This is a genomic window from Pseudomonas sp. D4002 (genome assembly GCF_013385665.1).
Classification (GTDB): domain Bacteria; phylum Pseudomonadota; class Gammaproteobacteria; order Pseudomonadales; family Pseudomonadaceae; genus Aquipseudomonas.
The window spans coordinates 42,626-68,946 of sequence record NZ_JACAPN010000024.1; the positions used below are offsets into that span (position 1 = coordinate 42,626).

The following is a 26,321-nucleotide window of genomic DNA, read 5'->3' on the forward strand; positions in this document are numbered from 1 at the left end:
GCTCCCACAGTTTTGATCGCATTCCGTCAGGTCAATCGTTGAAGTCGTAGTGCAATTCGTTATCCCGCGTGCTGATCCGCACCCCCGCCAGCGCCTTGCCTTCGAGCATGCGGGTGAGGAATTCGCGGCTCATGTCCGGCAGCAGGCTGTTGGTGAGGATGGTGTCGATCATCCGCCCGCCGCTTTCGGTTTCGGTGCAGCGGGACACGATCAGGTCGACCACGTCGTCGTCGTAATCGAAGGCGACTTTGTGGGTGTTCTCCACACGCTTCTTGATGCGGTTGAGTTGCAGGCGGGTGATTGCCTTGAGCATCTCGTCGCTGAGCGGGTAGTACGGAATGGTCACCAGGCGGCCGAGCAGCGCCGGCGGGAAAATCTCCAGCAGCGGCTGGCGCAGGGCCTTGGCGATTTCCTCGGGCTCGGGGATGTTCGCCGGGTCTTTGCAGACCTGGGAAATCAACTCGGTACCGGCGTTGGTGGTCAGCAGGATCAAGGTGTTCTTGAAGTCGATCACCCGGCCTTCGCCGTCTTCCATCACGCCTTTGTCGAACACCTGGAAGAAGATTTCATGCACGTCCGGGTGGGCTTTTTCCACCTCGTCCAGCAGCACCACGCTGTAGGGTTTGCGCCGCACGGCTTCGGTCAGCACGCCACCTTCGCCATAGCCGATGTAGCCCGGTGGCGCACCCTTGAGGGTGGACACGGTGTGGGCTTCCTGGAACTCGCTCATGTTGATGGTGATCACGTTCTGCTCACCGCCGTACATGGCTTCGGCCAGGGCCAGGGCGGTTTCGGTCTTGCCCACGCCGGAGGTGCCGGCGAGCATGAACACGCCAATCGGCTTGCTCGGGTTGTCGAGGCCGGCGCGGGAGGTCTGGATGCGCTTGGCGATCATCTGCAAGGCATGGTCCTGGCCGATGATGCGTTTCTTCAGGTGCTGGTCGAGGTTGAGCACCGTCTCCAGTTCGTTGCGGGCCATGCGGCCCACCGGGATGCCGGTCCAGTCGGCGACCACCGAGGCCACGGCCTGGTAATCCACGGTCGGCAGGATCAGCGGAGTTTCACCTTGCAGGGTGCTAAGGCGTTGTTGCAGGTCTACCAATTGGGCACGCAATTGGTCATCGCCGCTGTCCACGACACCGGATTTTTCGCGCAACGTCGCACGGGTGGCGAGCAACTCATCCACCAGGGTTTTCTCTTCGGCCCAACGCCTTTCCAGGGTGGCCAGGCGCTCGCGTTCGGCGCTCAGCAGCGCTTCGCTGTTGGTCTGGCGCGCACCGATGGCGATGCCGATCGCGTGCTCGCGGGCGATGATTTGCAGCTCGGTTTCCAGTGCCTCGATACGGCGGCGGCTGTCGTCGACTTCTGCCGGCACCGCGTGCAGGCTGATGGCGACGCGGGCGCAGGCGGTGTCCAGCAGGCTCACGGATTTGTCCGGCAATTGACGCGCCGGAATGTAGCGGTGGGACAGCTTCACTGACGCTTCCAGCGCTTCGTCGAGGATCTGCACCTGATGGTGTTTTTCCATGGTCGAAGCCACGCCGCGCATCATCAGCAACGCCTTGTCTTCCGACGGCTCGGCCACTTGCACCACCTGGAAACGGCGGGTCAGGGCCGGGTCTTTTTCGATGTGCTTCTTGTACTCGGCCCAGGTGGTGGCGGCCACTGTACGCAAGGTGCCACGGGCCAGGGCAGGCTTGAGCAGGTTGGCCGCGTCACCGGTCCCGGCGGCGCCACCGGCACCTACCAGGGTGTGGGCTTCGTCGATAAACAGGATGATCGGTTTCGGCGAAGCCTGGACGTCTTCGATGACCTGGCGCAGGCGTTGTTCGAACTCGCCTTTCATGCTCGCGCCGGCTTGCAGCAGGCCGACATCGAGGCTGCGCAGTTCCACATCTTTCAGCGCGGGTGGTACGTCGCCGGCGACGATGCGCAGGGCGAAGCCTTCGACCACGGCGGTCTTGCCGACGCCGGCTTCACCGGTAAGGATCGGGTTGTTCTGGCGGCGACGCATGAGGATGTCCACCAGTTGGCGGATCTCTTCGTCACGCCCGACGATCGGGTCGAGCTTGCCGCTACGGGCCTGTTCGGTCAGGTCGACGGTGAAGCGCTTGAGGGCTTCCTGCTTGCCCATCGCGCTCGGGGCCATGGCGCCGCTGGCTTCGCCCGGTACTGCACCGGCATTGAAACCGTCGCTGGCACTCAGTGCATTTTCGGGCGAGTCGCCGACGTATTCGTCAAAGCGTTCGCTCAGGGCTTCGGCCTTGATCTTGTCGAACTCACCGGACAAGCCCAACAGCGCATGGCGCAGGCTCGGCGTCTTGAGAATTCCCAGCACCAGGTAACCGGTGCGTACCTGGCTTTCACCAAACATCAGGCTGCCGTAGACCCAGCCACGCTCGACCGCTTCTTCCACATGGGACGACAAGTCAGTGATCGACGTCGAGCCACGGGGCAGGCGGTCCAGGGCTTCGGTCAGGTCGCGGGCCAGACGCGCCGGCTCGACATTGAACTGTCGAATGATGCGGTGCAGGTCAGAGTCCTGCAGTTGCAGCAACTGGTGAAACCAGTGGGCCAGTTCCACGTACGGGTTGCCCCGCAGCTTGCAGAACACGGTGGCGGCTTCGATGGCCTTGTAGGCCACGCTGTTGAGTTTGCCGAACAGTGCGGCGCGACTGATTTCACCCATGCTCTGGATTCCTTGAGGTGTTGGCGTGTTCGGCGTAATGCCGGGCCAGGATTAGGTCGTTGGCGTCATGCTCGGGTTGGCCGAGCCAGGTGTTGAAGCCCAGGCGGAACTGGCCGTTGAGTTGCAGGGCCGGCACTTCCGGTTGTTGCAGAACCAGGTTCAGGTCCCAGTCCAGTTCGTGGCCCAGGTACTCGGCGACCCACGCCACCAGCTCGTTGAACGGCTGGCTGCCGGGCAGCATGCCCATGTAGTCATCGAGCTTCAGCGGGCCCAGGCGAATGCGGAATTTATGCTGGCGGTCCCACACATGGCTGCCCAGGCAAAAGTCCACGCCCAGCTGGTTGGCGCTGACACTCACGCGGCTGCGCTCGGGCAGCTCCAGCCATTGGCCGACGTACTCTTCGATCTCCACCGGCAGGCCGAAGTACTCGCCGAGAATCGCCTTCAGGCCGTCCGGATAGCGGGTTTGTGCCGACAGGTGGCCGCTGTAATGCAGCTTCGCCGTGTCGGGGATCAGGCCCTGGTTGAGCAGGCTCGGGGTGCCGCGACCGCTCAATGCGGCGAGGCGCGCCGACCAGTAGTCATCGTCCGGGCGGTCATGGCTGACGGTCGGCCGTGCCTCGGCCCAGGCACGATAAAACAGGGTCAGCAGGCGATGGTGGAACACATCCAGGAAGCGCTTGCTGGTGCTGTCGGCGTTGTTGCGTTGGCGCTCACGCACGTACTCGGTGATGTGCAGCGGCAGCGGGCCGTTGGGGCCGCCGAGGCCGAAGAAGAACTGCTCCAGCCGTGCCGGCTGGCCTTCGGCCCCAGGTTCGACCGAGGCCAGTGTGGCCGGCGCAAAGGTGCAATCGGCCTGCTGCCCGAGACGCAGCGGGTCATCCGCCAGGCGCAGGGAGTGCCCCAGGCGTGGCAGGTCCGGCGATTCGCACTCGATGCGCCGCAGCGCCTGGAAGAAGTCATATTCCCAGGGCTCCTGATGCATCGCATCCAGGGTACTCACAGGGTCGGACGGCGTCCGGGCTTGGCTTTCCATCGCATGATCTCGCCGCGTTCGGTGGTACGGATCACCGTCTCGGTAAAACTGTTGATCGACACATAGCGTGCCAGGAACCGTTCAAACACCGCACCGAGCAGGAACACGCCGGTGCCGCGGAACGCGTTTTCATCAAATTCCAGAGTGATCTCAAGGCCGCGGCCAAACACGATCGGGCCGGGCATCGGCAGGCGCCGGGTCACCGCCTTGCTGCTGACTTCCCGCAGGCCTTCGATCTGCAATTGCAGGGCGGCGTCGTTGCTGTCGCCATACAGGCGCAGCAGTTCACGCAGCGCGGCGGCGCCCTGGCCTTGCTCGCTCAGCGACAGGTAGTTCAACGACAACTGGCTGATCAGGCGCCAGGCCTTGGCGTCATGGGCATGGCTGGCGCGCGGGCGGCTTGGCCCGGCGACGCAGCGCACGGCCAATACCGGCGCACTGTCGGCCAGGGTGAAGTCGGTCTTGCCGTTGCCCACGCTCATGAACAGGGGCAAGTCGCGGTTAGTGCACAGTGCGGTCACGCCCAGTTGGCGCAGGTCATGGCGGTACGGGGCTTGCTGGGTGTCCACCAGGCTGACGAAGGTTTCGCTGCCCACATAGGTGGAGCGCGGCCCGTTGCGGCGCTGGTCGCTGGACAACACGCGGGGTTCGCGACGCACTGTGTAGTAAGCCTGGTCACGGCCATAGCGCGATGGATCGCGTACTGCGTAGAACGGCAAAAACGGTTGCTCGGGCCCGGTGCCGTGGCCCGTGATGCCGCTCAAGGAGTGAATCTCGAAATCCATCGGCCGCGTACGGTCGGCGATCACATGGTGTTCGTTGACCCGCTCGGACAAGTGAATCCGGTCCACGCGCTTGGGAAACAGGTTGATTGCCGGGGTGCAGAAAGGCACGAACTGCGCCTTGCCGACGCTGCCTTCCAGGCTCGGATCGTGGCGGTCGAACAGCACGATCAGTTCCAGCTCCTGGCCGTCACAGCGTTTGACTGCACGGCTCAGTTCAGCGAATTCGACGAACAGAAAACGGTGGGGCAGGGCGAAGTATTCCTGGAGCAAGCGATAGCCCTGGAACGCCCGCGGCACCACCGGCATCGCCGCATCGGCGTCATCGAAACCCCGGGAGCGCAAGGCATCCGGCGGCAGGCGTTCAACCCAGTCACCGCCGGGCTTGCGCGCGAACACCGCGCAGGCATTGCCCAGCAGTTGTTCGTAGAGGCGGAACGGTTGTTCGTCGGCACCGCTGAGGTACAGCGGCAAATTATCCAGCGCGAGGCTGTTGAACGGCAGCTCGGCGCCGGTACGCAAGGTCAGGCGCAGGCCGGCCTTGGCCTTGGGTTCGCTGGCAGCCAAACGCCCGAGCACGGCGGACGGGTTGCCGAAGTACTCGGCCTGGGCGACCTGCAACGGCCACAGCGTCACCGGGTGCGCGGTGCGGTACTCGCAGCAGGTCTGGGTTTCGCGGCCCAAGGCGGCGCGCAGGACGGTGTCGCGGGGCAGTGGAAAACCACTGGCCAGGGAGCCTTCATCGGGATCGGCCTGCAACTGCACCACGGTCATCGACGGGGTCGGCGCCAGGTAGTACGGGTAGGCGATCTCCAGCAGGTTGTTGGTGAAGGTCGGGTACTCGGCGTCGAGCTTGAGCTGGACCCGGGCCGTGAGATACGCAAAGCCTTCGAGCAAGCGTTCGACGTACGGGTCGGCGCAGTCCATGCCGGACAGGGTCAGCCGACTGGCAATCTTCGGGTATTCCTTGGCGAACTCGGCGGCGCTTTCGCGCACGTGGTGCAGTTCCTGGTTATACAGCTCCAGCAAGCGCGGGTTCATGGGCGTCTCCGCTGGTCGGCGTTCACCACACGCACATGGCCGGACTCCAGGTCCAGGTCGGTTTGCAGCAACAGGCGCAACGGCACCGGCTGCGCCCACAGGTCGCCTTCGATCTCGAAACTCAGGGCGTTGTGGTTCATCTCACCGTGGCCGACGCGTGCCTTGACCCGCAAGGTGTGGCGCAGGATGCGCGGCTCGAAGGTGGCGATGGCTTGTCGAATCAAGGCTTCCAGGGCGCTGATGTCGACACTGGAGACACTGTTGCCCGCCAGCGCCGGCAGCCCGTAATTGACCACCGACGTACCGGCAGGCGTGTGCAGCGTGGCATCGGCGTTGAGCAGTGAAGTGGTGTTGAGCAGCCACGTCAGGTCACGCAGCACCGAGGCTTTCAATTGGCTCAGGGACAGCACGCGTTTGTCGGCGCTTTCCTTGGGATTGGTCGGGTCATCGTCGGTCAACCGGTCCAGCAGGGACGGTTGCAGGCGATCGCGGGAAGCAATTTCAGTTACCACCAAAGCAGCTCCACGGACGGGTTGCGAGAGGAACAGGGGGCTTGCAGCCGCCACTTGGGGTGGCGGCTACAGGGGCAATCAGCGTTTGGTGTTGGAGCGAATGTTCCAGCCAAACTTGATCGCGCCGCCGTCTTTGGTGCCGTCGGCTTTCTGTGGCTGGTAGTCCACCATCACCTGGGCAAAGTTCAGGGTCACGTTTTCGGTCAGGCGGTCATCGCTGCCCGAACCACCGGTGCTCAGGGAGGTGACCAGCACTTCTTCCAGGTTGATGATCATGTACTCGACCTGGCTTTCACCGCCGGCCTTGCGCACGGTCAGCGTGACCTTGTCGATGTGCTTGCCGCTCGCGCAGTGCATCATCAGGTTGGGCGAGGCCTTGTCGACGTACTTGGTCAGCGACAGGTCCTGGATGTTCACCTTGCCCGCACCGCCGCCACCGCCCACGTGCATGTTGCCGGACTGGGCCATGCCCCAGCTCCAGTTCAACACGTCGATTTCGTCCTTGTGGGCCTTGTCCATGGACTCGCCCTTGATGTCGCCGATCTTGATGAAAATATCAACAGCCATGTTTTCTCCCTGTGTGGTCTCAGCCACAGAATTTGTTAACGCTGATCGTTCCCACGCTCTGCGTGGTAACGCATCTTGTGACGCTCTGCGTCACTGGGACGCGGAGCGTCCCGGGCGGCATTCCCACGCGGAGCGTGGGAACGAGCGACGGTGTTACGCGCCTTTCGCCGAAGGCAGTTTCGATACCAGGCGCAGCGACACGGTCAGCCCTTCGAGCTGGTAGTGCGGGCGCAGGTAGAACCTGGAGTTGTAGTACCCCGGGTTGCCTTCGACGTCTTCCACGATCACTTCGGCGGCAGCCAATGGATGCTGGGCCTTGGTGGTTTCGGTGGAGTGCGCCGGGTCACCGTCGACGTAGTTGAGGATCCAGTCCTGCAACCAGCGCTGCATCTCGTCCTTCTCTTTGAAGGAACCGATCTTGTCGCGCACGATGCACTTCAAGTAGTGAGCGAAACGGCAGGTGGCGAACAGGTACGGCAGGCGCGCGGCCAGGTTGGCGTTGGCGGTGGCGTCCGGGTCATCGTATTCGGCCGGTTTCTGCAGCGACTGGGCGCCGATGAAGGCAGCGAAGTCGGTGTTTTTCTTGTGCAGCAGCGGCATGAAACCGTTCTTCGCCAGTTCCGCTTCGCGGCGGTCGCTGATAGCGATTTCGGTCGGGCACTTCATGTCCACGCCACCGTCATCCGTCGGGAAGGTGTGGGCCGGCAGGTTCTCGACTTCACCGCCCGACTCCACGCCACGGATGCGCGAGCACCAGCCGAAGTGTTTGAACGAACGGTTGATGTTCACCGCCATCGCGTAAGCGGCGTTGGCCCAGGTGTACTTGGAGCTGTCGGCACCGTCGGTGTTTTCTTCGAAGGCGAAGGCTTCCACCGGATCGGTCTTGGCACCGTACGGCAGGCGCGCCAGGAAACGCGGCATGGTCAGGCCGATGTAGCGCGAGTCTTCCGATTCACGCAGCGAGCGCCAGCCGGCGTATTCCGGGGTGGTGAAGATCTTGGTCAGGTCGCGCGGGTTCGACAGTTCCTGCCACGAGCCCATGCCCATCACGGTTGGCGAAGCGGCGGCAATGAACGGTGCGTGCATGGCGGCGCAGACTTTCGACAGCTCCCCCAGCAGCTCCACGTCGGGAGGCGACTGGTCGAAGTAGTAGTCGCCCACCAGGCAACCGTAGGGTTCGCCGCCGAACTGGCCGTATTCTTCTTCGTACATCTTCTTGAAGATCGGGCTCTGGTCCCACGCGGTGCCCTTGAATTTCTTCAGGGTCTTGTGCAGGTCCGGCTTGGAGATGTTGAGCACGCGAATCTTCAGCTGCTCATCGCTCTCGGTGTTGTTCACCAGGTAGTGCAGGCCACGCCAGGCGCTTTCCAGCTGCTGGAAATCCTGGTGATGGATGATCTGGTTGACCTGGGCGGTGAGCTTGGCGTCGATGGCGGCGATGATCGATTCGATCGACTTGATCGCGTCGTTGGACACCAGGTCGGTCTGGGCCAGAGCCTGCTCGGCCAGGGTGCGCACAGCGGTTTCCACGGCTTCGCGGGCACGCTCGGTCTTGGGTTTGAATTCTTGCAGCAGCAAGTTCGCGAACTCGCTGGCTTCTTCGGTGGTACCCAGGATCTGGGTGCCTTCGCGGGCGGTATTGTCAGTCATGATTACTGCTCCCCTGCAGGCTTGGGCGCGCTGGCAAGTGCCTGAAGCAGTGCCGGGTCCTTGATCGCCTTCATGATGATTTCTTCAGCGCCGGTCTTGCCGTCCATGTAGGTCAGCAGGTTGGCCAGCTGGGTGCGGGCTTCGAGCAGTTGCTTGAGCGAATCGACCTTGCGCGCCACAGCGGCGGGGCTGAAGTCGTCCATGCTTTCGAAGGTGATGTCCAGGCTCAGGTTGCCTTCGCCGGTCAGCTCGTTGGGCACGTGGAACGCGACGCGTGGCTGCATGGCCTTGAGGCGCGAGTCGAAGTTGTCGACGTCCACTTCAAGGAACTTGCGGTCGGCCACAGGCGCCAGAGGTTCGGCGGGCTTGCCGGCGAGATCGGCCATCACGCCCATGACGAAGGGCAGCTGGACCTTTTTCTCGGCGCCGTAGAGCTCGACGTCGTACTCGATCTGCACCCGAGGCGCACGGTTGCGCGCGATGAATTTCTGAGAACTTTGCTTCGCCACGTTGCTGCTCCTGGTCGCTTGAGCGACGGTGTTGTAACTGCGCGATCCGTACGCTTATTCGCTGTCCGGCCCGCGCAGATTTTCAAATTGGGACATGCCGTCGGGAATCAGGTTGCGCACGATGGCCGCAAAGTCGGCGTGCACCAGATTCTTCGCCCGGTTCAACAGCACCGGCAGCGGGCTCGAAGGCTCGTGCCGGGTGTAGTACGCAAGGATCTTGTCGAGGCTGCGCAGCACTTCATCACGGCTCGCGATGTCGCCGGTCGGGCGTGCTGCAACGGGCGCGGCGGCGTATTCAACCGAGGGGGCATTGTCGTCACTGACAACCTCGGGCTCGCTGGCAGCGCCGCTGTGTGGGGCGTATTGGTTAAGTATCTGCGCGGCCTGCTTGAGCAGTTGCTTCAAGGGGGCGAGGTCCACGCCCTGGGCGGAACCTACCTGGTCGCTGACGTATTGTTCGATGGCCTCACAGGCGTCGCGGGCGGCGTTCAGCGCGTCGCGGGTGGTTTGCAGTTGCTCGGCATCGCTGTCGAGGAATGCGCCGTTAAGCTGTTCGGCACCGAGGTTTTCGCCGGGGAAACTCTGCAGCCCGCTGGCATTCAGCGCGGCGCGCAGGCTGACGGGCCCGAAGGTGCGGGAACGGGTGAGGATAGCCTCACGCAGCAGGCGGATGTTCGCGTCGCTGGCCACGCCGCTGAGGGCGTTGATGCGCACGGTGGGGTCGTTGTCGTCATCGGCATCCAGGCGTGGATGCAGGTCGGCCCAGTATTCGCGCAGCAGCGCGTTGATCAGCGCGAGTGCGTCGGCAAGCCCTGCAATGCCCTGGAGGGCGAGGGCGGCTTGCAACAGGAAATGGGTGATGCGCAGGTCTTTGCTGCGTTGCAGGAGGTCGAGACTTTGCTGCTGGATGCTGCGCCATTCCGGAGGTTCGGCAGGCAGGATCGAGTCGCCCATGCTGCGCTCGGGTTGACCCTGTGCGGCACGCTCAAGATGCAAGTAATCGGCGTCATATTCCAAGTCTTCGCCACAGGGCGAAGTCGCGGAAACGGCGGCGAGCAGCAGAGGCACATCCACTAAATTCGATCTCCCTATCAGCCCGTTAGATGACGGGCAACTCATGCATTAGTTGCGCGAGGAACTTTGCATGTTTTCTTGGTCTTATTTAGCGCTTTGACATCATGTTGATTTCAAAGTGCCATCATTGGTGTTCAAGAAGTTGTGCATTTTTGGTGTAGTACTTATGCCTTGTCAAGGTAAGCTATTCGCCCTCTATGACAGATGTGCGGTGCTTAACATCTTGTGCGACTGATCAGTCGAAGCAGGTGCCGAGGCAGGATTTTTGTCATACAGGCCGGTTAAGATCAGCAATTACGCGGGTTGAAGCAGGCTTTCAAGGTTTTGGAAGGATCTGTCGTGGATCTCTCGGAGCATTTCTCCCAGGGAACGGCCGCGCGCGAAGTATCAGCAAGGAGGCAAGATGTCGCTGTGCTTGACTATCACTAGTTATCACAAGATTACCCCTGGCCAGTGTTCTGAAAAGTCCCTGGACCAAGGAGTGATGGCTATTGGCCGCGGTTCCGAAAATGACTGGGTACTGCCTGATCCAGAACGTCTTGTTTCCACGCAACATTGCGTTATTCAGTACAAAGATGGTCGTTACTACTTAACTGATAACAGCACTAATGGAGTTGAGTTAGTGCATGCCGGTATTCGTTTGCGGCGGGGAAGCAGCGAGCCATTGCAGGACGGCGAACTGATCCGCATCGGCGATTACGAGATCCAGGCGCGTATCGATTTCAACCTGAAAGTGACAGATACCCCGTCTTTCACCGGTGACGCCTCCAACAGTTTCGAAGCCCTGATGGGCGCCGCCGTGAAGGCCCCGACGCCACCTCCGGTGATCGCGCCGCAGTTCCAGGGCGCCTCGTCGATGGACACCCTGCCGGACCTGTTCGACTTCCTCGCGCCCACCAGCGTACCGCCGGCCACCGTGCACGATCACGTGCCGGCCGAGCAGCACGACTTCCGCCCGCCGACACCGCTGCCCGTGGCTGAGCCGCCTGCGCCGGTGGTCTCGGGCTCAGTAATCCCCGAAGACTGGGATCTGTTCGGCGATGCCCCGGCACCCAGGCCTGTTGCACCGCCGCCGCCAACACCGCCACAGCCGCCGGTCATCGAGCCGCCCAAGGTCGAGCGCCCGCTCCCGGTGGCTGATGCCAGCCAGCCCGACCTGTTGCAAGCCTTCCTGCGTGGTGCGGGCCTCGATCAGTTGCGCCTGGACAAGGCCCAGGCCGAAGCCCAGATGGAAAGCATCGGCCGCAGTTACCGGCTGATGGTCGAAGGCCTGATCGACGTGTTGCGTGCCCGCAGCAGCCTCAAGGGCGAGTTCCGCATGCAGCAGACGGTAATTCAACCGGTGGAAAACAATCCGTTGAAATTCGCCCCGAATGCCGATGAAGCGCTACTGCTGCTCCTACGCCACAGCAATCAGGCGTTTATGGCGCCGGACTTGGCCGTGCGCGACAGTTTCGACGATCTGCGCGCCCACCAACTGGCCGTCATGGCCGGGGTCGAAGCCGCCATCAAGCACCTGCTGACGCGCTTTGAACCGGCGCAGCTCGAAGAGCGCATGGGCAAGCCCGGCGGGCTGTCGAGCATTTTCAACGGCTCGCGCCAGGCCCAGTACTGGCAGCAGTTCACCGAGCTCTACAGCAATATTTCCCGCGAGGCCCAGGAAGATTTCCAGGACCTGTTCGGGCGTGAATTCAGCCGTGCCTACGAAGCGCACAGCAGCCGACAGCGTCACTAACAACGCAGTACATGGAACAACGGATAGCTAAGTACGTCATTGAGGACGCAGGATGATTCCCAGGTTTTTACTCGCAGTCGCCACCGCGCTTCTGCTGACGGCGTGTGCCAAGGATGCGGCCAAGCCCGAGGCCGCCGAAGCTGAGGCAGACACCGCCGCCGTCGAGCTGCATTTCCATGCCATCGCCGGGCTCAACCCCGGCGCCAATGGCCAGGCAGCCCCGGTACGGGTGCGGATTTTCGAACTGAAAAACGCCGCCACCTTCAGCCGTTCCGACTACTTCGCCCTGGCCGATCGCGCACAGTCGACCCTCGGCCTCGACCTGCTCGACCAGGACGAAGTGGTGATCCTGCCCGGCCAGCAATTGAGCATCCAGCGCGACCTCGACCCGTCCACCCGCCAGATCGGCCTGCTGGTGGGCTATCGCGAACTGGACCGCGCCGAGTGGCGCACGGTGCTCAACGTGCCGGCACGCCAATACACCGAATACCAGATCAGCCTCGATGTGCATGCCGTGCGTGCCGACGTCGTGGTTCCCCCATCCAGCCCTGCCCAATAAGAATCGGAGCCCCCATGTCCTGGAACAATCGCGTGGTCTGGTCGGAAGGCATGTTCATCGGAACGCAGCACTTCCAGCAGCATGACCGTTACCTGGAAAACCTGATCGATGCGCGCAGCCGCCCGTTGTCGGCGGGGGCCTGGGGCTTTTCCGAACTGTTGATCGACCAGGGCCTGCTGGCCCAGGGCAAGCTGGCGATCGTCTCGGCACGTGGCCTGTTACCGGATGGCACGCCGTTCAATATCCCCCAGGACGACCTGGCGCCGAGCCCGCTGAATATCGACGACAACTTGCGCGATGGCCTGGTGTACCTGGCGTTGCCCCTCAAGCGTGCCGGCGCCCGCGACACCGTCGACGAAGGCGAGGCCCTGGAAGCCGCGCGCTATGTCAGCCAGGTGCGTGAAGTGCGCGACGACAACTCGCCCTTCGAAAACCGTGCGCCGGTGGCGGTCGGCTCCCGCGCCTTGCGCCTGTTGACCGCCCAGGATGGCATCAGCGATTACGCGGCCATTGGCCTGGTGCGCATCAAGGAAAAACGCGCCGACCGCGCCCTGGTGCTGGACGAGAGCTACATCCCGCCGGTCCTCGACGTGACGGCCAGCAAACCGCTGACCGCGTTTCGCAGCGAACTGCTGGGCCTGCTGCACCAGCGCGGCGAAGCGTTGGCCGGGCGCGTGGTGGCTTCGGGCGCCGGTGGTGCTTCGGAGATTGCCGACTTCATGCTGCTGCAACTGGTCAACCGCGCCCAGCCGCTGATCCAGCACCTGAGTCAGTTGAGCCCGCTGCACCCGGAGCGTTTCTTCAGTGAGCTGGTGAGCCTGGCCGGCGAGTTCTCGACCTTCTCCACCACGGGTCGCCGCCCCCACGAATACCCGCAATACCAGCATGACGACCTGGCCTTGAGCTTCACCCCGGTGATGCAGGCCCTGCGCGAGGCGCTGTCGATGCTGATCGACAGCAAGGCCACGCCGATCCCGATTGTCGAGAAAGCCTACGGCGTGCACGTGGCGATGCTGGCCGACAAAACCCTGATCGACAGCGCCAGTTTCATCCTGGTGGTGCGCGCCGATGTGCCGGGCGAAACCCTGCGCGCACGCTTCGGCCAGCAAAGCAAAGTCGGCTCGGTGGAACACATCCGCGACCTGGTCAACCTGCAACTGCCGGGCATCGGCCTGCTGCCGCTGCCGGTGGCGCCACGGCAGATTCCGTACCACGCAGGCTCCACCTACTACGAGCTGGACCGGGGCAGCGAGCACTGGCAGCAACTGGGTAATTCCGGTGGCTTTGCGTTCCACATCGCCGGCCAGTTCCCGGGGTTGAACCTGGCTTTCTGGGCCATCCGAGGGTAATCCGCGATGCATCCGAATGACGATGACCGCACCCAGTTCATGCCGCGTCCCGGTGGCCGCGCGCCGGAGCCTGTTCGCGCAGAGCCGGCGCCGCTGTCGATGCCCGCTGCGCCGATCCTGACCGGCAAGGCCCAGGGCCTGAACCCGCTGGAAAGCGCCGCCGGCCCGTTGTTGTCGCTGCTGACGCGCCTGCGCAACACGATCTCGCACCCTGCGCCAGCGAGCCTGCGTGCGCAGTTGCTGGCTTACCTGCGCCAGTTCGAAGAACGTGCCGAGGCGGCCGGCGTGGCCCGCAACGATGTGCTGCTGGCGCGTTATGCGCTGTGCACCGCCCTCGATGAAGCCGTGCTGAGTACGCCGTGGGGCAGCGCCAGTGACTGGGGCAAGCAGAGCCTGCTGATCACCGTGCACAACGAGGCCTGGGGCGGCGAAAAGGTCTTCCAACTGCTGGATCACTGCCTGCAAAGCCCGCGGGAACGCCTGTACCTGCTGGAACTGCTGTACCTGTGCCTGTGCCTGGGTTTCGAAGGTCGCTACCGCGTGATGAACGATGGCCGCAGCCAGCTGGAAGCCTTGCGCGAGCGTACCGCTGCGGCGATTCGCAGTGCCCGTGGCGAGCATGAGCGCGAGCTGTCACCCCATTGGCGCGGCGTGACCGTGGCCCGTGATCGCCTGGCGCAGTTCATGCCGCCGTGGATCGCTGTGGCCATCGGCGTGGCGCTGTTGCTGGCGTTGCTGTTCGGGTTGCGGATGAAACTGGCGTCGGATGCCGAGCCGGTGTTCAAGAATATTCATGCCCTGGGCGAGATCCCGGTGCAGGCCATCGACCGTCCGGTGGCCCAGCCGAAAATCATCGAGCGACCGCGTCTGGCGGGCTTCCTGGTGGAAGACATCAAGGCCGGTCGTGTAGCCGTGGAAGATGCCGTCGACCGCTCCGTGGTGACCATCCGTGGTGATGAACTGTTCGCCTCGGCCAGCTCCAGCATCGTCGATGACTTCCAGCCGCTGATGCTGCGCATTGCCGACGCCATCCGCAAGGTCAAGGGCCAGGTGCGGGTCACCGGCCACAGCGATAACCGTCCGATTGCGACCCTGCGCTTTCCGTCCAACTGGGCGCTGTCCGAGGCGCGGGCCAAGTCGGTGCTGGAGATTCTCGCGGCCAAGACCGGCCAGCCGGAACGCTTCAGCGCCGAAGGCCGCAGCGACACCGAGCCGGTGGCGACCAACGCCACAGCCGAAGGCCGTGCGCGCAATCGCCGGGTAGAAATCACCGTATTGGCGGAGGGCGTCGAGTGAAGGCGTTTTTCAGTTTTGTGATTCGCTGGGTGATCCCGCTGCTGGGCCTGATCGCCTTGAGCCTGATCATCTGGTTTGTGGGCCCGTTGCTCGATGTGCTGGTGCCGGAAGGGCGCCGCTGGGCGCTGATCATCCTGGTGTTCGCGGTGTGGATTGCCTACCGCGTATTCCGGATTATCCAGGCCCGGCGCCAGGCCGCCGAAGTGATGCGCAGCCTCGCGGCGGAAACCCCGCCAGACCCTGCCAGCGTCGCCACCGCCGAAGAGCTGGCGACCCTGCGCCAGCGCATGGACGAAGCCCTGGCCCTGTTGAAAAAGGCCAAGCTGGGCGGTGACGAGCGCCGCAACCTGTATGAGCTGCCGTGGTACGTGATCATCGGCCCGCCGGGCTCGGGCAAGACCACCGCGCTGGTCAATTCCGGGCTGCACTTTCCCTTGGCGGCGCAGTTGGGTGCCGGTGCGGTACGGGGCGTGGGCGGTACGCGCAATTGCGATTGGTGGTTTACCGACCAGGCCGTATTGCTCGACACCGCTGGCCGCTACACCACCCAGGACAGCAACTCCACGGTGGATAAAGCCGCCTGGCTGGGCTTTCTCGACCTACTGAAAAAGCAGCGTTCCCGGCGCCCGATTGATGGTGCGTTTATCGCCATCAGCCTCTCGGACCTGCTGCTGGGCAGCGACGCCGAGCGTGCCGCCCATGCCGCCGCGATCCGCCTGCGCATCCAGGAGCTGTACACCCAACTGGGCGTGCGCTTCCCGATCTACCTGATGCTCACCAAGCTCGACCTGGTGCCGGGCTTCATGGAGTTCTTCGACAACCTGAGCAAGGAAGAGCGCGCCCAAGTGTGGGGCATGACCTTCGCCCTGGACGACGGCAAGAACAGCGACAGCCCGCTGGCCCATCTGCAAAGCGAGTTCGCCGGCCTGGAACAGCGCCTCAACGAGCGCCTGGTGGAGCGCCTGCAACAGGAACGCGACCCGGCGCGGCGCGACCTGATCTACGGTTTCCCGCAGCAGTTCGGCGCGTTGAAGGATTGCCTGCAAGGCTTCCTCGAAGGCGTGTTCAAACCCAACGCCTTTGAAGAGCGCGTCTTGCTGCGCGGTGTGTACTTCACCAGCGGCACCCAGGAAGGCAGCCCGATTGACCGCTTGATCGGCGCCATGGCCCAGAGCATGAACCTGGACCGCCAGCACCTGGCGCGCCAGACCGGCACCGGGCGCAGTTACTTCATCGAAAAACTGTTCACCGCCGTGGCGTTTGCCGAGCGTGGCCTGGTGGGCGTCAACCCGAAGGTCGAGCGCCGTCGCAAGTGGATTGCCCGGGGTGTGCTGGCCGCAACCGTGGCGCTGGTACTGGTCGTCAGCACGTTGTGGTGGGTGAGTTATCGCGCCAACCAGGCCTACATCGCCCAGGTTGACCAGAAGGTCGCGCCGTTGGGCCAGACCGTGCAGAACCTCAGCCCGGCGCAGCGCGAAGTACTCGCGGTATTGCCGTTGCTCAATGCGGTGAAGAACCTGGCGGGCGACTCGCCGAGCTGGTCCGAAGGCTTGGGCCTGTATCAGGGCGACATGCTCGAAGCCGAATCCGCCAGCGTCTACCGCAAGCTGTTGATCGCCGTGTTCGCGCCCCGTTTGGTGACGCGCATCGAAGAGCAACTGCACGGCGGCGGCAATTCCGACTTCCTCTACGAAGGTTTGAAGGCCTACCTGATGCTCGCCGACAGCGAGCATTACGACCCGGACTTCATCAAGGCCTGGATCGCCCTCGATTGGGACCGCAACCTGCCGCGCGACCTGCCGGCGGACCAACGCCAGGCATTGATCGGGCACTTGCAGGCCTTGTTCGAGCGGCATCCGCCCAGCGCCCGTCTCGACCCGCGCTTGATCGACGACCTGCGTCGGCAACTGCAGCAACTGCCGGTGGCCCAGCGCGTCTACGACCGCATCAAGCGCCAGAAACTGCCGGAAGGCGTGCCGGACTTTCGCATCAACGAAGCGGCGGGCCGTGATGCCGCGCTGGTGTTCAGTCGCAAGAGCGGCAAGCCGTTGGGCGAACCGTTGAGCGGTTTCTTCACCGCCAAGGGTTATCGCCAGGGCTTCCTGCTGGCCAGCCTGAACCAGACCGGCACCCTCGCTGAAGAGCAATGGGTACTGGGCCGCGAGCAGGCCGACCAACAAAACGTCGTCAGCCTCGCCGCCGATGTGCGCCGCCTGTACTTCCAGGACTATCAACGCCAGTGGGATGCGTTGCTGGCGGATATCGACTTTGTGCCGATCACCAGCGTGGCCCAGGCGGCCGACGTTTTGCGGGTGATTTCCGGGCCGACCTCGCCGCTGAAGAAGCTGCTGGTGGCAGTCTCCAAGGAGACCGACCTGCAGGCGGAAGAACGCCTGCTGGCTGCCAAGGGCGCGCCGGTGGAAGGTGGTGTGGACAAGCTCAAGGAGCGCCTCGGCAGCCTGCTTGGCCAGGACCAACCGACCGCAGATGTACCGGCGGCCAGTGAAGACCCGGTGACGGCGCACTTCGCCGAACTCAACAGCATCGTCAGCAAGAACGAAGGCGAACCGGCAGCCATCGATGGCCTGCTGGCGGACATGAATGCGCTGTATGTGCAGGTCAGCGCCATGGTTGGTGCCAGTGGCGATGCGTTGCTCGGCGAAGCGAAAAACCAGGCGGCGGCTGCGGCCACGCGGGTCAGCCTGAATGCCGAACGCCAGCCGCCGCTGGTGCAGGGCATGGTCAAGTCAGTGGTCAACTCCACCACCAACAGCATGATGGGCGGGGTGCGCAACCAGCTGAATGCGGCGTGGGTCAGCGAAGTGGTGAACGTGTATCGCCAGTCCCTGGCCGGGCGTTATCCGATGTCGCCCGGCAGTGCGCGGGACGCGACCCTGGATGACTTCGGCCAGTTCTTCGGGGTGGGCGGGGTGATGGACAATTACTTCCGCAAGTACCTGCAACCTTACGTCGACACCTCCACGCAAACCTGGCGCTGGCAGCCGGGCGCGGCGCAGAAGCTCGGCATCGCGCCGGGCGTGCTGCAAACCTTCCAGCGCGCGGCGACCATTCGGGATGCGTTTTTCCGTGCCGGTGGCACCCAGCCGATCGTGCGCTTTGAACTCAAACCGGTGGCGATGGACGCGACCATCACCCAGTTCCTGCTGGACCTGGACGGCCAGCAACTGAGCTACGACCACGGCCCGAGCCGCCCGGTCGCGATGCAGTGGCCGAATCCCGGCAGCATTGGCGTGGTGCGCATTTCCATCATGCCGCCGTCAGCCAGCGGGCGCTCCGGCGTGACGCTGGACGGCCCGTGGGCCTGGTTTCGCCTGCTGGAGCAATCGGACCTGACCGCCGGCAATTCGCCGGACCGCTTCAATCTGCGTCTGCGGGTCGACGGCGCGAGCATCTCCTACGAGTTGCGGGCCAACAGTGCCTTCAACCCGTTCAAGAGCCGCGTGCTTAACGGCTTCAGCCTGCCGGAGCGGCTATGACCACGCTGGGTTTCTACGGCAAGTTGGCGTGCCGCGGCGACTTTGTCAGCCGCGCGCTGCCCCAGAGTTTTATCGGCCCTTGGGACAGTTGGCTGGCGTCCGGATTGCTCGCCAGCCAGACCCGCCTCGGGGCTGACTGGCTGAATGCTTACCTGGTCAGCCCATTGTGGCGCTTCGTGTTGGCGCCGGGTGTGTGCGGGCCGGACGCGGCGGTGGGCGTGGTGATGCCGAGCATCGACCGGGTGGGGCGCTATTTCCCGCTGACGGTGGCTGCGCTGTTGGATCACGACACCGACCCGGCCTCCGTCGTTGGCGGCCCGGACGCCTGGTTTGAACAGGTGGAAGAGTTGTTGCTGAGCACGCTGGACGCCGGCGCCAGCTTCGAAGGTTTCAGCGGCGGGATCGAATCCCTCGGCGCTCCAGCCTGCCAACCTCGCACCTTGGGTAGTCGCTTTGCGGGCTTGCAGCGTGTCAACGCCACAGACCCGCAGGCGCGGATGACTGCGCTTGCCGAACAGGCCTGCGAAGGCGCGAGCCTGTGGTGGGGCCGTGGTTCGCAACAGATTTCTCCCGGTTTAATGCGGTGTCAGGGCTTGCCTGCTGCCGACGATTTTGCGCAATTTTTGCTCGGCCAAGAAGGTGTTGTGTAGATGCGGTCCACGTTCAAATCCGCCAGCAAAAGCCACGTCGGCATGGTTCGCCAAGTCAATGAAGACGCTTGCCTCGACCTGCCGGAAAACGGCCTATGGGTGGTGGCCGACGGCATGGGCGGGCACGCGGCGGGAGATTACGTCAGCAGCCTGATTGTCGACAGCCTGCGCAGCATTCCCGTGGGCCGTTCCCTTGAGGAATACACGGCGGCGTTGCGCAGCGACCTGTTGCGAGTCAACGGCGCGGTGCGCGAAGAAACCGCCCACCGTGGCGTGACCATGATGGGCAGCACCGTGGTGTTGCTCGCCACCCGAGGCTTGCGCGGCGTGTGCCTGTGGGCCGGCGACAGCCGCCTGTATCGCCTGCGCGACGGCCTGCTGGAAAGCATTTCCCGCGACCACAGCTACGTGCAGGACTTGCAGGACAGCGGCCTGCTCAGCGAAGCCGATGCGCGGGTGCATCCACGGGCGAATATCGTCACCCGCGCGATTGGCGTGGAAGCACAGTTGGCGTTGTCGTCGGTCGACCTGTTGATCGCCCCCGGCGACAGTTACCTGCTGTGCAGCGACGGCCTGAACAAGACCGTCGAAGACCACGAGATCCGCGAAGTACTGAGCCATGCCGAGCCGGACGAAATCGTCCGCAGCCTGGTGCACCTGGGGCTCAATCGCGGCGCGCCGGACAACATCACCGCCATCGTTGTGAAGGTGTCGACATGAACATCATCATTCCCGGCTACGACATCGAAGGCGAAATTGGCGTTGGCGCCATGGCCAGCGTGTACCTGGCGACCCAGCGGTCCCTGGAGCGCAAGGTGGCGCTGAAGATCATGGCGGCAGCGCTGGCGGCCGACCCGAGCTTCTGCGAACGCTTCCTGCGCGAAGGCAAGACCCTGGCGCGCCTGTCCCACCCGCACACCGTGACCATCCATGACATCGGCAATGTCGGTGAGCTGTACTACATGGCCATGGAATACCTGCCCAATGGCACGCTCAAGGAGCGGATCGCCGCGGGACTGACGCCGGAGCAGGGGCTGACGTATATCCGCCAGATCGCGTCGGCGCTGGGCTACGCCCACGCTCAGGGTCTGGTGCATCGCGATGTGAAGCCGGCGAACATTCTGTTCCGCGCGGATGGCACGGCGGTGTTGTCGGACTTTGGTATCGCCAAGTCCCTGGATGACCGCACGCAGTTCACCCAGGCCGGATTTGCCGTCGGCACGCCGAGCTACATGAGCCCGGAGCAGGCCCGGGGCCAGGAGATTGATGGGCGCGCCGACCTGTATGCGTTGGGCGTGGTGCTCTACGAAATCCTGGTGGGCAAGCTGCCTTATAACGGCACCGATGCGCTTTCCACAGCACTGGCACACCTGACTGAACCGCTGCCGGAATTGCCGGTGCACCACGGGCGCTATCAGGAGGTGCTGCGCAAGCTGCTGGCCAAAGACCCGGCGGAACGCTTCCCGGATGCGGCGGCGTTGTTGCGGGCGTTGGATCAGTTGCCGAAGGAGGAGCAGGTAGAGGCGACGTTGATTCGGCCCCTGCCGATTCCGGTTGCGGTCTCCAATGACCTGGCCGGACTCACGCCGGTTTCCATCGAAATCCCGACCGAAAAGCCGCAGCCACAACCCGTTCGGCAACCGGTGGTGACGCCGACGCAACAATCGGCCGTGTCCGGACAAAACCGTGGGCCGGTGCTGGCGTTGGCGGCAGTTGCCGTGGCGGTCGCGCTGGCAATTGCGGGCGCAAGTTACTGGTGGTTGAAAGATGACGCGCCAGCCGCCGCGCCGCCGGTTGCCGAGGCGGCCAAGACCATCGCGCCGCCTGCCGCGCAACCGGTAGCGGCGCAGGTTGACGGCGGTCAACGCCCGTTGCTGATGGCCGGCAAGAAAACCCTGTTCCAGCGGGTACTGAGCAAGCCTGGCGCCAAGCTTTCCCACGAAGCGGGCGGGGCGCCTGGCGAAGGTTTGCCGGCGTTTTCCGTGCTCTATGTCTACCAACGCAAGGACGTCGACGGCAGCCCCTGGCTGCGGGTTGGCGCCGCCACCGACGGGCGCAGCGACGGTTGGCTGCCGGCGGCGCAAGCCAGCGACTGGAAGCAGAGCCTGGTGCTCAAGTTCACCGAGCGTTCGGGCCGGGCGCCGGTGATGTTCCTGCGTCAGTCCGCTGAAGTGGAGAAGCTTTTAGCCGATCCCGCAGCGGCGAAAAACCTGCTGCTCAAGGTGCAGAAAAACACCGAGGACAACCAGCAGGTGCTGGCCCTGGAGCCGACCGCAAGCGCCGTCCCGCAGAACCAGTTCTATTTGCTGCCGATCTTCGACTCCAAGGAGAGCTTCGACGAAAACGGCCAGCCGGTGCAGCTGCTCAACGTCGCCTCCATCGACCCTGGCAGCACACCTGATGTCATCGCCAAGGCTGTCGCTCGAACGCCGGTGACCGACGCCAGCGCCGATGCCTTCCGCACTGCGGTGGTGCTGGTGGTCGACACCACGGTGTCGATGCAGCCCTACATCGACCAGGTTCGCGACGTGGTCCACGAGCTGCAAACCCGCATCGCCGAGCGTGGCGAACTGGACAGCGTGAGCTTTGGCCTGGTGGGTTTTCGCAACAGCATCAAGAAAACCCCCGGCCTGGAGTATGTGGCCAAGACCCTGATCACCCTCGACCAAGGGCGCGACCCGCAGCGCTTCCTCGACATGGCGCGGCAGGTCAAAGCGTCGACGGTGTCCAGCCACTCGTTCAACGAAGACGCGTTCGCCGGTGTCATGCAGGCGGTGGAAGGCATGGACTGGTCCGGCTACGGCGGGCGCTTGATCCTGCTGGTGACCGACGCCGGTGCGCTGCGCAAGAACGACCCGTTCGCCACCACCCAGATGAACGAAGCCGAAGTACGCCAGGCTGCATTGGGCAAGCAGATCAAGATCTACGCCTTGCACCTGCGCACCGACGCCGGGAAGAAAACCCACAGCGGCGCCGAAACCCAGTACCGCACCCTGACCGCCGACGCCAACCCGCAGATCGGCGACCTGTACACGCCGGTGCCCGGTGGCGATGTACGCAAGTTCGGCGAGCGGGTCGACGAGATCGGCACGGTGTTCGCCAACCTGGTGCATCAGGTGCGCAGCAACACGCCGCAGCCGGTGCCGCTGCTCAGTGCCGCGCCGACCCTGGCGGACAAATCCGCCGCCGTCGGTTACGCGATGCACATGGATTTCCTCGGCCGCAAAACCGCGAGCCAGGCGCCGCAACTGGTGAGTGCCTGGACCGCCGACCGCGACCTGACCAACACCGCGCTGCCGGCCTTCCAGGTGTGCGTGATGTTGACCAAATTGCAGCTCAACGATTTGCAGCAATCCTTGAAACTGATCGTCGACGCGGCGCGCAAAACCCAGACCTCACCGAAGGATTTCTTCCAGGAAATCGCCAGCGCCTCGGCCTATATGAGCCGCGATCCACAGGCCTTGAAAAAAGGCGGCAACCTGGCGGACGGCGGCATCCTTGGCGAATACCTGGAAGGCCTGCCGTACCGCAGCAAGTCGCTGAACATGACCCAGGATTTGTGGCTGTCGTTGAGCGTGGCCGAGCAGGAAGACTTTATCGACGAGCTGGATTCGAAGATCCGCCTCTACGAAACCTTCCATAACGATGTGGCCAACTGGGTCCGTTTCGGCGATGCCGAGCCGGGTGATGCGTTGTACCGCGTGCCGCTGTCGACGCTGCCGTAATGCTGAACTTGAGCGCAGTGCACAAGAGCCGGGGCGTTGGTGCCCAGCGCTACAGCCTGGTGATACCGGGCTTGCAACTGCGTGCGGGTGAACAGTTGGCGGTGGTCGGGCCGAGTGGCTGTGGCAAGAGCACCTTGCTGGATTTGCTCGCGCTGGTGTTGGCGCCGGATCAGGTGGGGCAGTTCGATTTCAACCGCGTCGACATTGCCGGGCTTTGGCGTAGTGATCAGCAAAGCGCGCTGGCGGACCTGCGTAGTCGGCACCTGGGTTATGTGCTGCAAACCGGTGGCCTGCTGGGTTTTCTCGATGTGCGCGGCAACATTGCGTTGTCGCGGCAACTCCTGGGTTTGAAAGACGACGGCAGCGTGACGCGGTTGGCCGAGCAGTTGGAAATCACTGATCAGTTGGACAAGAAGCCGGCGGCGTTGTCCGTCGGCCAGCGTCAGCGGGTCAGTTGCGCAAGAGCCCTGGCCCACGGTCCGCAGCTGTTGCTGGCGGATGAGCCCACCGCTGCGCTCGACCCGTTGAACGCCGAGCGGGTGATGCAGGCGCTGTTGGCCCAGGCCCGGCATAACGGCGCGTGCTGCGTGATCGCCACCCATGATGAACCCCTGGCCCGGGCCAGCGGCTTGCAGGTGCGGCGCATCAGTTGCCGTCGCGACGCCGACGGCGGCGTCACCGCCACCCTTGGGGAGGCGTGCTGATGCGTATCGCCCTGGTGACTTCCCTGGCCTGGCAGGATTACCGCAACGATGCGTGGCTGTCGGTGTGTTCGGTGCTGGCGCTGGTGGCGGTGATCGCGCCGTTGCTGGTGTTGTTCGGCCTGAAATTTGGACTGGTTAGCAGTTTGACCGAACGTTTGGAGAACGACCCGGCCACCCGGGAAATTATTCCGTTGGGCGGTGGTCGATTCAGCAGTGAATTTGTCGAGCAGCTCCGCCAGCGCAGCGACGTGGCGTTCGCTTTGCCGCGCACCCGGCAGATTGCGGCGACGGCGCAGTTGGAGGCGGTGACGGTGGAGATGCTGCCGACCGCCGCCAACGACCCATTGCTGGCCGGCCTGCCGATGCCCAAGGGCCTGGATCAGGTCGTGCTGAGCCACACCGCTGCCGAAAAGCTCGGGGCAAAGGCCGGGGATTGGCTGGAGGCGAGTTTTGGGCGCCAGGTGGCGGGGCGCATCGAGTCGCAACGCCTGCGGGTTCAAGTGCTGCAGGTAGCGCCGCTGGAAGCCTTCGCCCGGGATGGATTGTTTGCACCCTTGGGCTTGCTGGAAGCAGCGGAAGATTATCGCGATGGCCGCGCGGTGCCGGCGTTTGGCTGGGACGGCGATGCGGTGGGCGTCAGCGAGCAACGGGTATACCCGGCGTTCCGTTTGTATGCGCGGCGCCTGGTGGATGTGGAGCCGCTGCGGGTGTATTTCGCCGGGCAGAATCTGTTGGTGTCGACCCAGGCCCAGACCATCGCTCAGGTGCAGTCGTTGAGCCGCAACCTGTCGATCGTGTTCTGGATCATCGCCGGGCTGGCGTTGGCGGGCGCGTTTGCCGCGATCTTTGCCGGGGCGCTGGCGTCGGTTGCACGCAAGCGCCGGGAGCTGTCGGTATTGCGGTTGTTGGGGTTTTCCACCGCCGGGTTGTTGCTGTTTGTGGTGTTGCAGGCGCTCTACAGCGCGGGGTTTGCCGCTGTATTGAGTGGGCTTTTATATGGCTTGGCAGAGTCCGGCCTGAACCAATTATTCGTGCAGGTGCCGGGCGAACACGCCAGTCACCTGCTGGCGCGTCACTACGGCCTGGCCCTGGCAGCTGTCCTCGGCGTCAGCGCCGTGGCGGCGGCGTGTGGTGGTTGGCGTGTGGCGCGTATCCAGGCTTCTGAAGGAATCAGAGATGTATAAGTTACTGGGCGCCGCCATGGCGCTGACCCTGTCCTGTGTGGCCTGGGCCGATGAGGCGAGCGACAAGCTGGACAACCCCAAGCCGTTGCCGGACGACGTCAGCCTGCCGCTGCCCTGCGAAGGCAACATGGTGTTCCGCTATGCCTACGTGCTGGCCCAGGGCACCCTGGATGACCGCGAGATCAGCCTCGGCTACCCGTTCAGCGAAGGTGAAGCGGGCTATCAGCAGTCGTTCATTTCCGGTTATCGCCGCGACTTCATCAACGGCCAGTTCACCCTCAAGGACCTGCCCAAGGACTGGAACAAGGTCATTGCGCCGCTGATGCCGAAGACCGACGCCAAGACCCCGCTCAAGCCGATGCTGTACTTCATCGGCAAGTACGAAGTCACTGCGCGGCAATATGCGCAGGTCATGTCCCAGGCGCAATCCCTGGCCAGTGGCGAACCCGCCCCGGCGTGCGATGTACCTACCGGGATGGCGGCGCGCTTGCCGAAGGTCAAGCTGTCGCGCTTTGAAGCCGAACGTTTCTCGGCGGTGTACAGCGCCTGGTTGATGAAATATCACCGCGAGCTGCTGCCGGTGAGTGGTCGCGGTGCTTCGGCGGACGACGGCGGCCTGGGCTTTGTGCGCCTGCCTACTGAAGTGGAGTGGGAGTTTGCCGCGCGCGGTGGCCAGGCGGTCAGCCGTCAGGACCTGGAAGGCCGGCTGTTTCCACGGCGTACCGAGGGCAGCGAAAGCGACGGCCCCCTCGCCGATTATGCGGTGTTCAATCAGGTCGCCGGTGGCACCGGCCAGGCCGCACGGCTGATGCCCATCGGCACCAAGCTGCCCAACCCGATCGGCATGTTCGATGTGATCGGCAACGCAGCGGAAATGGTCCAGGAATCCTTCCAACTGGTGCACGCCGGGCGTCGTCAGGGCACCTACGGCGGCTTTGTGGTCAAGGGCGGTAATTATCTGGAAGGCGAGGGCACGCTGTTCACCGGCATGCGCCGCGAGTACCCGTTGTTCGCCGCCGACGGTACCGAACAAAGCAACGAGACCACCGGCTTTCGCGTGGCGATTGGCGCCTTGTCGGCACCGCGTTCGCGCTACAAGGAATTGTTCGCCCAGTGGCAGAAGGAAGGTCGCCTGGCCTCGCTGACCGATGCCATCGACGACGCCCAGGACCCGACCAAGCGCCTGGACAGCATCATCGCCGCCAGCGTCGACCCGCGCCTGCAAGCGGAGCTCGGCCTGGTCAACGAAGAGCTCAAGCGCAACGTCTCGCTGATCGCCCAGCAGCGCGAAGAAGCGGCCGGCAACCTGATTCAGTCCGCGGCCCTGGTGGCCGAGACCATCAACAACTACAACATCCGCCTGATCAATTTGCAGAAGAGCCGCCAGCAGGCCATCGACGCCAAGGACGAGGCCAGCGCGCAGTTGTTCGCCACGGCGATCACCAATGGGCGCAGTGCGCTGGACGGCGCGGTGGCGATCTACATCGACAACCTGGCCACCGGCACGCGCTACACCGATGCGGTGATCCAGGCGCAGTTTCAACGGATCAAGGAAGAGTTGGATCGCAAGCCGGTACTGGGCAAGAGCCTGGTGACGCGTGCGACGTTATTCGTTCGCCATGTGGGCAACTACCGCAAGCAACAGCGGGCCGACCCGGCGACGATTTTGAAGGAATTGCTCGCAGCGAGCGGTCAGCGGTCTTGACCGCTGGTTGTACAGCGAGCTTGGAAGGGACTCAGGCGGCGGTGGGCCGCGCTGGGC

General features: G+C 63.9%; 19 protein-coding genes. 11 read left to right on the plus strand and 8 right to left on the minus strand.

Features of this window, described 5'->3' with window-relative positions; genetic code table 11:
* Positions 1-31: 31 nt before the first annotated feature.
* From tssH to tssA, 8 genes are all read right to left on the minus strand, one after another.
* Complete coding sequence (gene tssH / locus HX824_RS17400; RefSeq protein ID WP_177054873.1) at positions 32-2,689, minus strand: type VI secretion system ATPase TssH; 2,658 nt, start codon at positions 2,687-2,689, stop codon at positions 32-34.
* Positions 2,682-3,725 carry a type VI secretion system baseplate subunit TssG gene (tssG, locus tag HX824_RS17405; protein WP_177020303.1) on the minus strand — a complete coding sequence of 348 codons (1,044 nt, stop codon included), beginning with the start codon at positions 3,723-3,725 and terminating at the stop codon, positions 2,682-2,684. Before tssG ends, tssH begins: the two co-directional genes overlap by 8 nt.
* Positions 3,689-5,548 carry a type VI secretion system baseplate subunit TssF gene (gene tssF, locus HX824_RS17410; RefSeq protein ID WP_177054874.1) on the minus strand — a complete coding sequence of 620 codons (1,860 nt, stop codon included), beginning with the start codon at positions 5,546-5,548 and terminating at the stop codon, positions 3,689-3,691. Before tssF ends, tssG begins: the two co-directional genes overlap by 37 nt.
* A complete protein-coding gene (gene tssE / locus HX824_RS17415; protein ID WP_003213348.1) occupies positions 5,545-6,060 on the minus strand; it encodes a type VI secretion system baseplate subunit TssE in 516 nt (171 codons plus the stop codon). Before tssE ends, tssF begins: the two co-directional genes overlap by 4 nt.
* 78 nt (positions 6,061-6,138) lie before the next feature.
* Positions 6,139-6,627 (minus strand): type VI secretion system tube protein Hcp, encoded by a 489-nt coding sequence (locus tag HX824_RS17420; protein ID WP_003213345.1) that lies wholly within the window; start codon positions 6,625-6,627, stop codon positions 6,139-6,141.
* Positions 6,628-6,780: 153 nt separating this feature from the next.
* Complete coding sequence (tssC, locus tag HX824_RS17425) at positions 6,781-8,277, minus strand: type VI secretion system contractile sheath large subunit (RefSeq protein ID WP_003213343.1); 1,497 nt, start codon at positions 8,275-8,277, stop codon at positions 6,781-6,783.
* A 2-nt stretch (positions 8,278-8,279) separates the two neighbouring features.
* Entirely contained in the window at positions 8,280-8,786 is a 507-nt protein-coding gene (tssB, locus tag HX824_RS17430) for a type VI secretion system contractile sheath small subunit (protein ID WP_003213340.1), read from the minus strand.
* A gap of 54 nt (positions 8,787-8,840) precedes the next feature.
* Complete coding sequence (gene tssA, locus HX824_RS17435) at positions 8,841-9,860, minus strand: type VI secretion system protein TssA (protein ID WP_102604055.1); 1,020 nt, start codon at positions 9,858-9,860, stop codon at positions 8,841-8,843.
* A gap of 403 nt (positions 9,861-10,263) precedes the next feature.
* On the opposite strand from tssA, the gene tagH reads away from it, so the two are divergent.
* From tagH to HX824_RS17490, 11 genes are read left to right on the plus strand one after another with little or no spacing between them, the layout of a single operon-like run.
* Entirely contained in the window at positions 10,264-11,595 is a 1,332-nt protein-coding gene (tagH, locus tag HX824_RS17440) for a type VI secretion system-associated FHA domain protein TagH (RefSeq protein WP_023659289.1), read from the plus strand.
* Positions 11,596-11,647: 52 nt separating this feature from the next.
* Positions 11,648-12,154, plus strand: a complete 507-nt coding sequence (gene tssJ, locus HX824_RS17445; protein ID WP_003213332.1) for a type VI secretion system lipoprotein TssJ — start codon at positions 11,648-11,650, stop codon at positions 12,152-12,154.
* 14 nt (positions 12,155-12,168) lie between these two features.
* Positions 12,169-13,503 carry a type VI secretion system baseplate subunit TssK gene (tssK, locus tag HX824_RS17450; protein ID WP_177054875.1) on the plus strand — a complete coding sequence of 445 codons (1,335 nt, stop codon included), beginning with the start codon at positions 12,169-12,171 and terminating at the stop codon, positions 13,501-13,503.
* Between the two features lie 6 nt (positions 13,504-13,509).
* Positions 13,510-14,799: a DotU family type VI secretion system protein gene (locus HX824_RS17455; protein ID WP_177041039.1), complete on the plus strand. Its 1,290-nt coding sequence runs from the start codon at positions 13,510-13,512 to the stop codon at positions 14,797-14,799.
* Complete coding sequence (tssM, locus tag HX824_RS17460) at positions 14,796-18,296, plus strand: type VI secretion system membrane subunit TssM (protein WP_177028065.1); 3,501 nt, start codon at positions 14,796-14,798, stop codon at positions 18,294-18,296. Before HX824_RS17455 ends, tssM begins: the two co-directional genes overlap by 4 nt.
* Entirely contained in the window at positions 18,293-18,946 is a 654-nt protein-coding gene (tagF, locus tag HX824_RS17465; protein ID WP_102370167.1) for a type VI secretion system-associated protein TagF, read from the plus strand. Before tssM ends, tagF begins: the two co-directional genes overlap by 4 nt.
* Positions 18,947-19,666, plus strand: a complete 720-nt coding sequence (locus HX824_RS17470) for a PP2C family serine/threonine-protein phosphatase (protein ID WP_003213320.1) — start codon at positions 18,947-18,949, stop codon at positions 19,664-19,666.
* Positions 19,663-22,671 (plus strand): serine/threonine-protein kinase, encoded by a 3,009-nt coding sequence (locus HX824_RS17475; protein ID WP_177054876.1) that lies wholly within the window; start codon positions 19,663-19,665, stop codon positions 22,669-22,671. Before HX824_RS17470 ends, HX824_RS17475 begins: the two co-directional genes overlap by 4 nt.
* Positions 22,671-23,375: an ABC transporter ATP-binding protein gene (locus HX824_RS17480; protein WP_177054877.1), complete on the plus strand. Its 705-nt coding sequence runs from the start codon at positions 22,671-22,673 to the stop codon at positions 23,373-23,375. The genes HX824_RS17475 and HX824_RS17480 overlap by 1 nt, the downstream gene beginning before the upstream one ends.
* Positions 23,375-24,559 (plus strand): ABC transporter permease, encoded by a 1,185-nt coding sequence (locus HX824_RS17485; RefSeq protein WP_177054878.1) that lies wholly within the window; start codon positions 23,375-23,377, stop codon positions 24,557-24,559. Before HX824_RS17480 ends, HX824_RS17485 begins: the two co-directional genes overlap by 1 nt.
* On the plus strand, positions 24,552-26,264 hold the full coding sequence (locus HX824_RS17490; RefSeq protein ID WP_003213313.1) for an SUMF1/EgtB/PvdO family nonheme iron enzyme: 1,713 nt from the start codon (positions 24,552-24,554) through the stop codon (positions 26,262-26,264). The genes HX824_RS17485 and HX824_RS17490 overlap by 8 nt, the downstream gene beginning before the upstream one ends.
* Positions 26,265-26,321: the final 57 nt, after the last annotated feature.

What these genes read in the sequence shown, in the direction of transcription:
- HX824_RS17485 (WP_177054878.1), top strand. Translation starts at nt 23,375, where the DNA reads ATGCGTATCGCCCTGGTGACTTCCCTGGCCTGGCAGGATTACCGCAAC.
- HX824_RS17490 (WP_003213313.1), top strand. Translation starts at nt 24,552, where the DNA reads ATGTATAAGTTACTGGGCGCCGCCATGGCGCTGACCCTGTCCTGTGTG.
- HX824_RS17420 (WP_003213345.1), bottom strand. Translation starts at nt 6,627, where the DNA reads ATGGCTGTTGATATTTTCATCAAGATCGGCGACATCAAGGGCGAGTCC.
- HX824_RS17475 (WP_177054876.1), top strand. Translation starts at nt 19,663, where the DNA reads ATGAACATCATCATTCCCGGCTACGACATCGAAGGCGAAATTGGCGTT.
- tssC (WP_003213343.1), bottom strand. Translation starts at nt 8,277, where the DNA reads ATGACTGACAATACCGCCCGCGAAGGCACCCAGATCCTGGGTACCACC.
- HX824_RS17470 (WP_003213320.1), top strand. Translation starts at nt 18,947, where the DNA reads ATGCGGTCCACGTTCAAATCCGCCAGCAAAAGCCACGTCGGCATGGTT.
- tssF (WP_177054874.1), bottom strand. Translation starts at nt 5,548, where the DNA reads ATGAACCCGCGCTTGCTGGAGCTGTATAACCAGGAACTGCACCACGTG.
- tssJ (WP_003213332.1), top strand. Translation starts at nt 11,648, where the DNA reads ATGATTCCCAGGTTTTTACTCGCAGTCGCCACCGCGCTTCTGCTGACG.
- HX824_RS17480 (WP_177054877.1), top strand. Translation starts at nt 22,671, where the DNA reads ATGCTGAACTTGAGCGCAGTGCACAAGAGCCGGGGCGTTGGTGCCCAG.
- tagF (WP_102370167.1), top strand. Translation starts at nt 18,293, where the DNA reads ATGACCACGCTGGGTTTCTACGGCAAGTTGGCGTGCCGCGGCGACTTT.
- tssH (WP_177054873.1), bottom strand. Translation starts at nt 2,689, where the DNA reads ATGGGTGAAATCAGTCGCGCCGCACTGTTCGGCAAACTCAACAGCGTG.
- tagH (WP_023659289.1), top strand. Translation starts at nt 10,264, where the DNA reads ATGTCGCTGTGCTTGACTATCACTAGTTATCACAAGATTACCCCTGGC.
- tssG (WP_177020303.1), bottom strand. Translation starts at nt 3,725, where the DNA reads ATGGAAAGCCAAGCCCGGACGCCGTCCGACCCTGTGAGTACCCTGGAT.
- HX824_RS17455 (WP_177041039.1), top strand. Translation starts at nt 13,510, where the DNA reads ATGCATCCGAATGACGATGACCGCACCCAGTTCATGCCGCGTCCCGGT.
- tssK (WP_177054875.1), top strand. Translation starts at nt 12,169, where the DNA reads ATGTCCTGGAACAATCGCGTGGTCTGGTCGGAAGGCATGTTCATCGGA.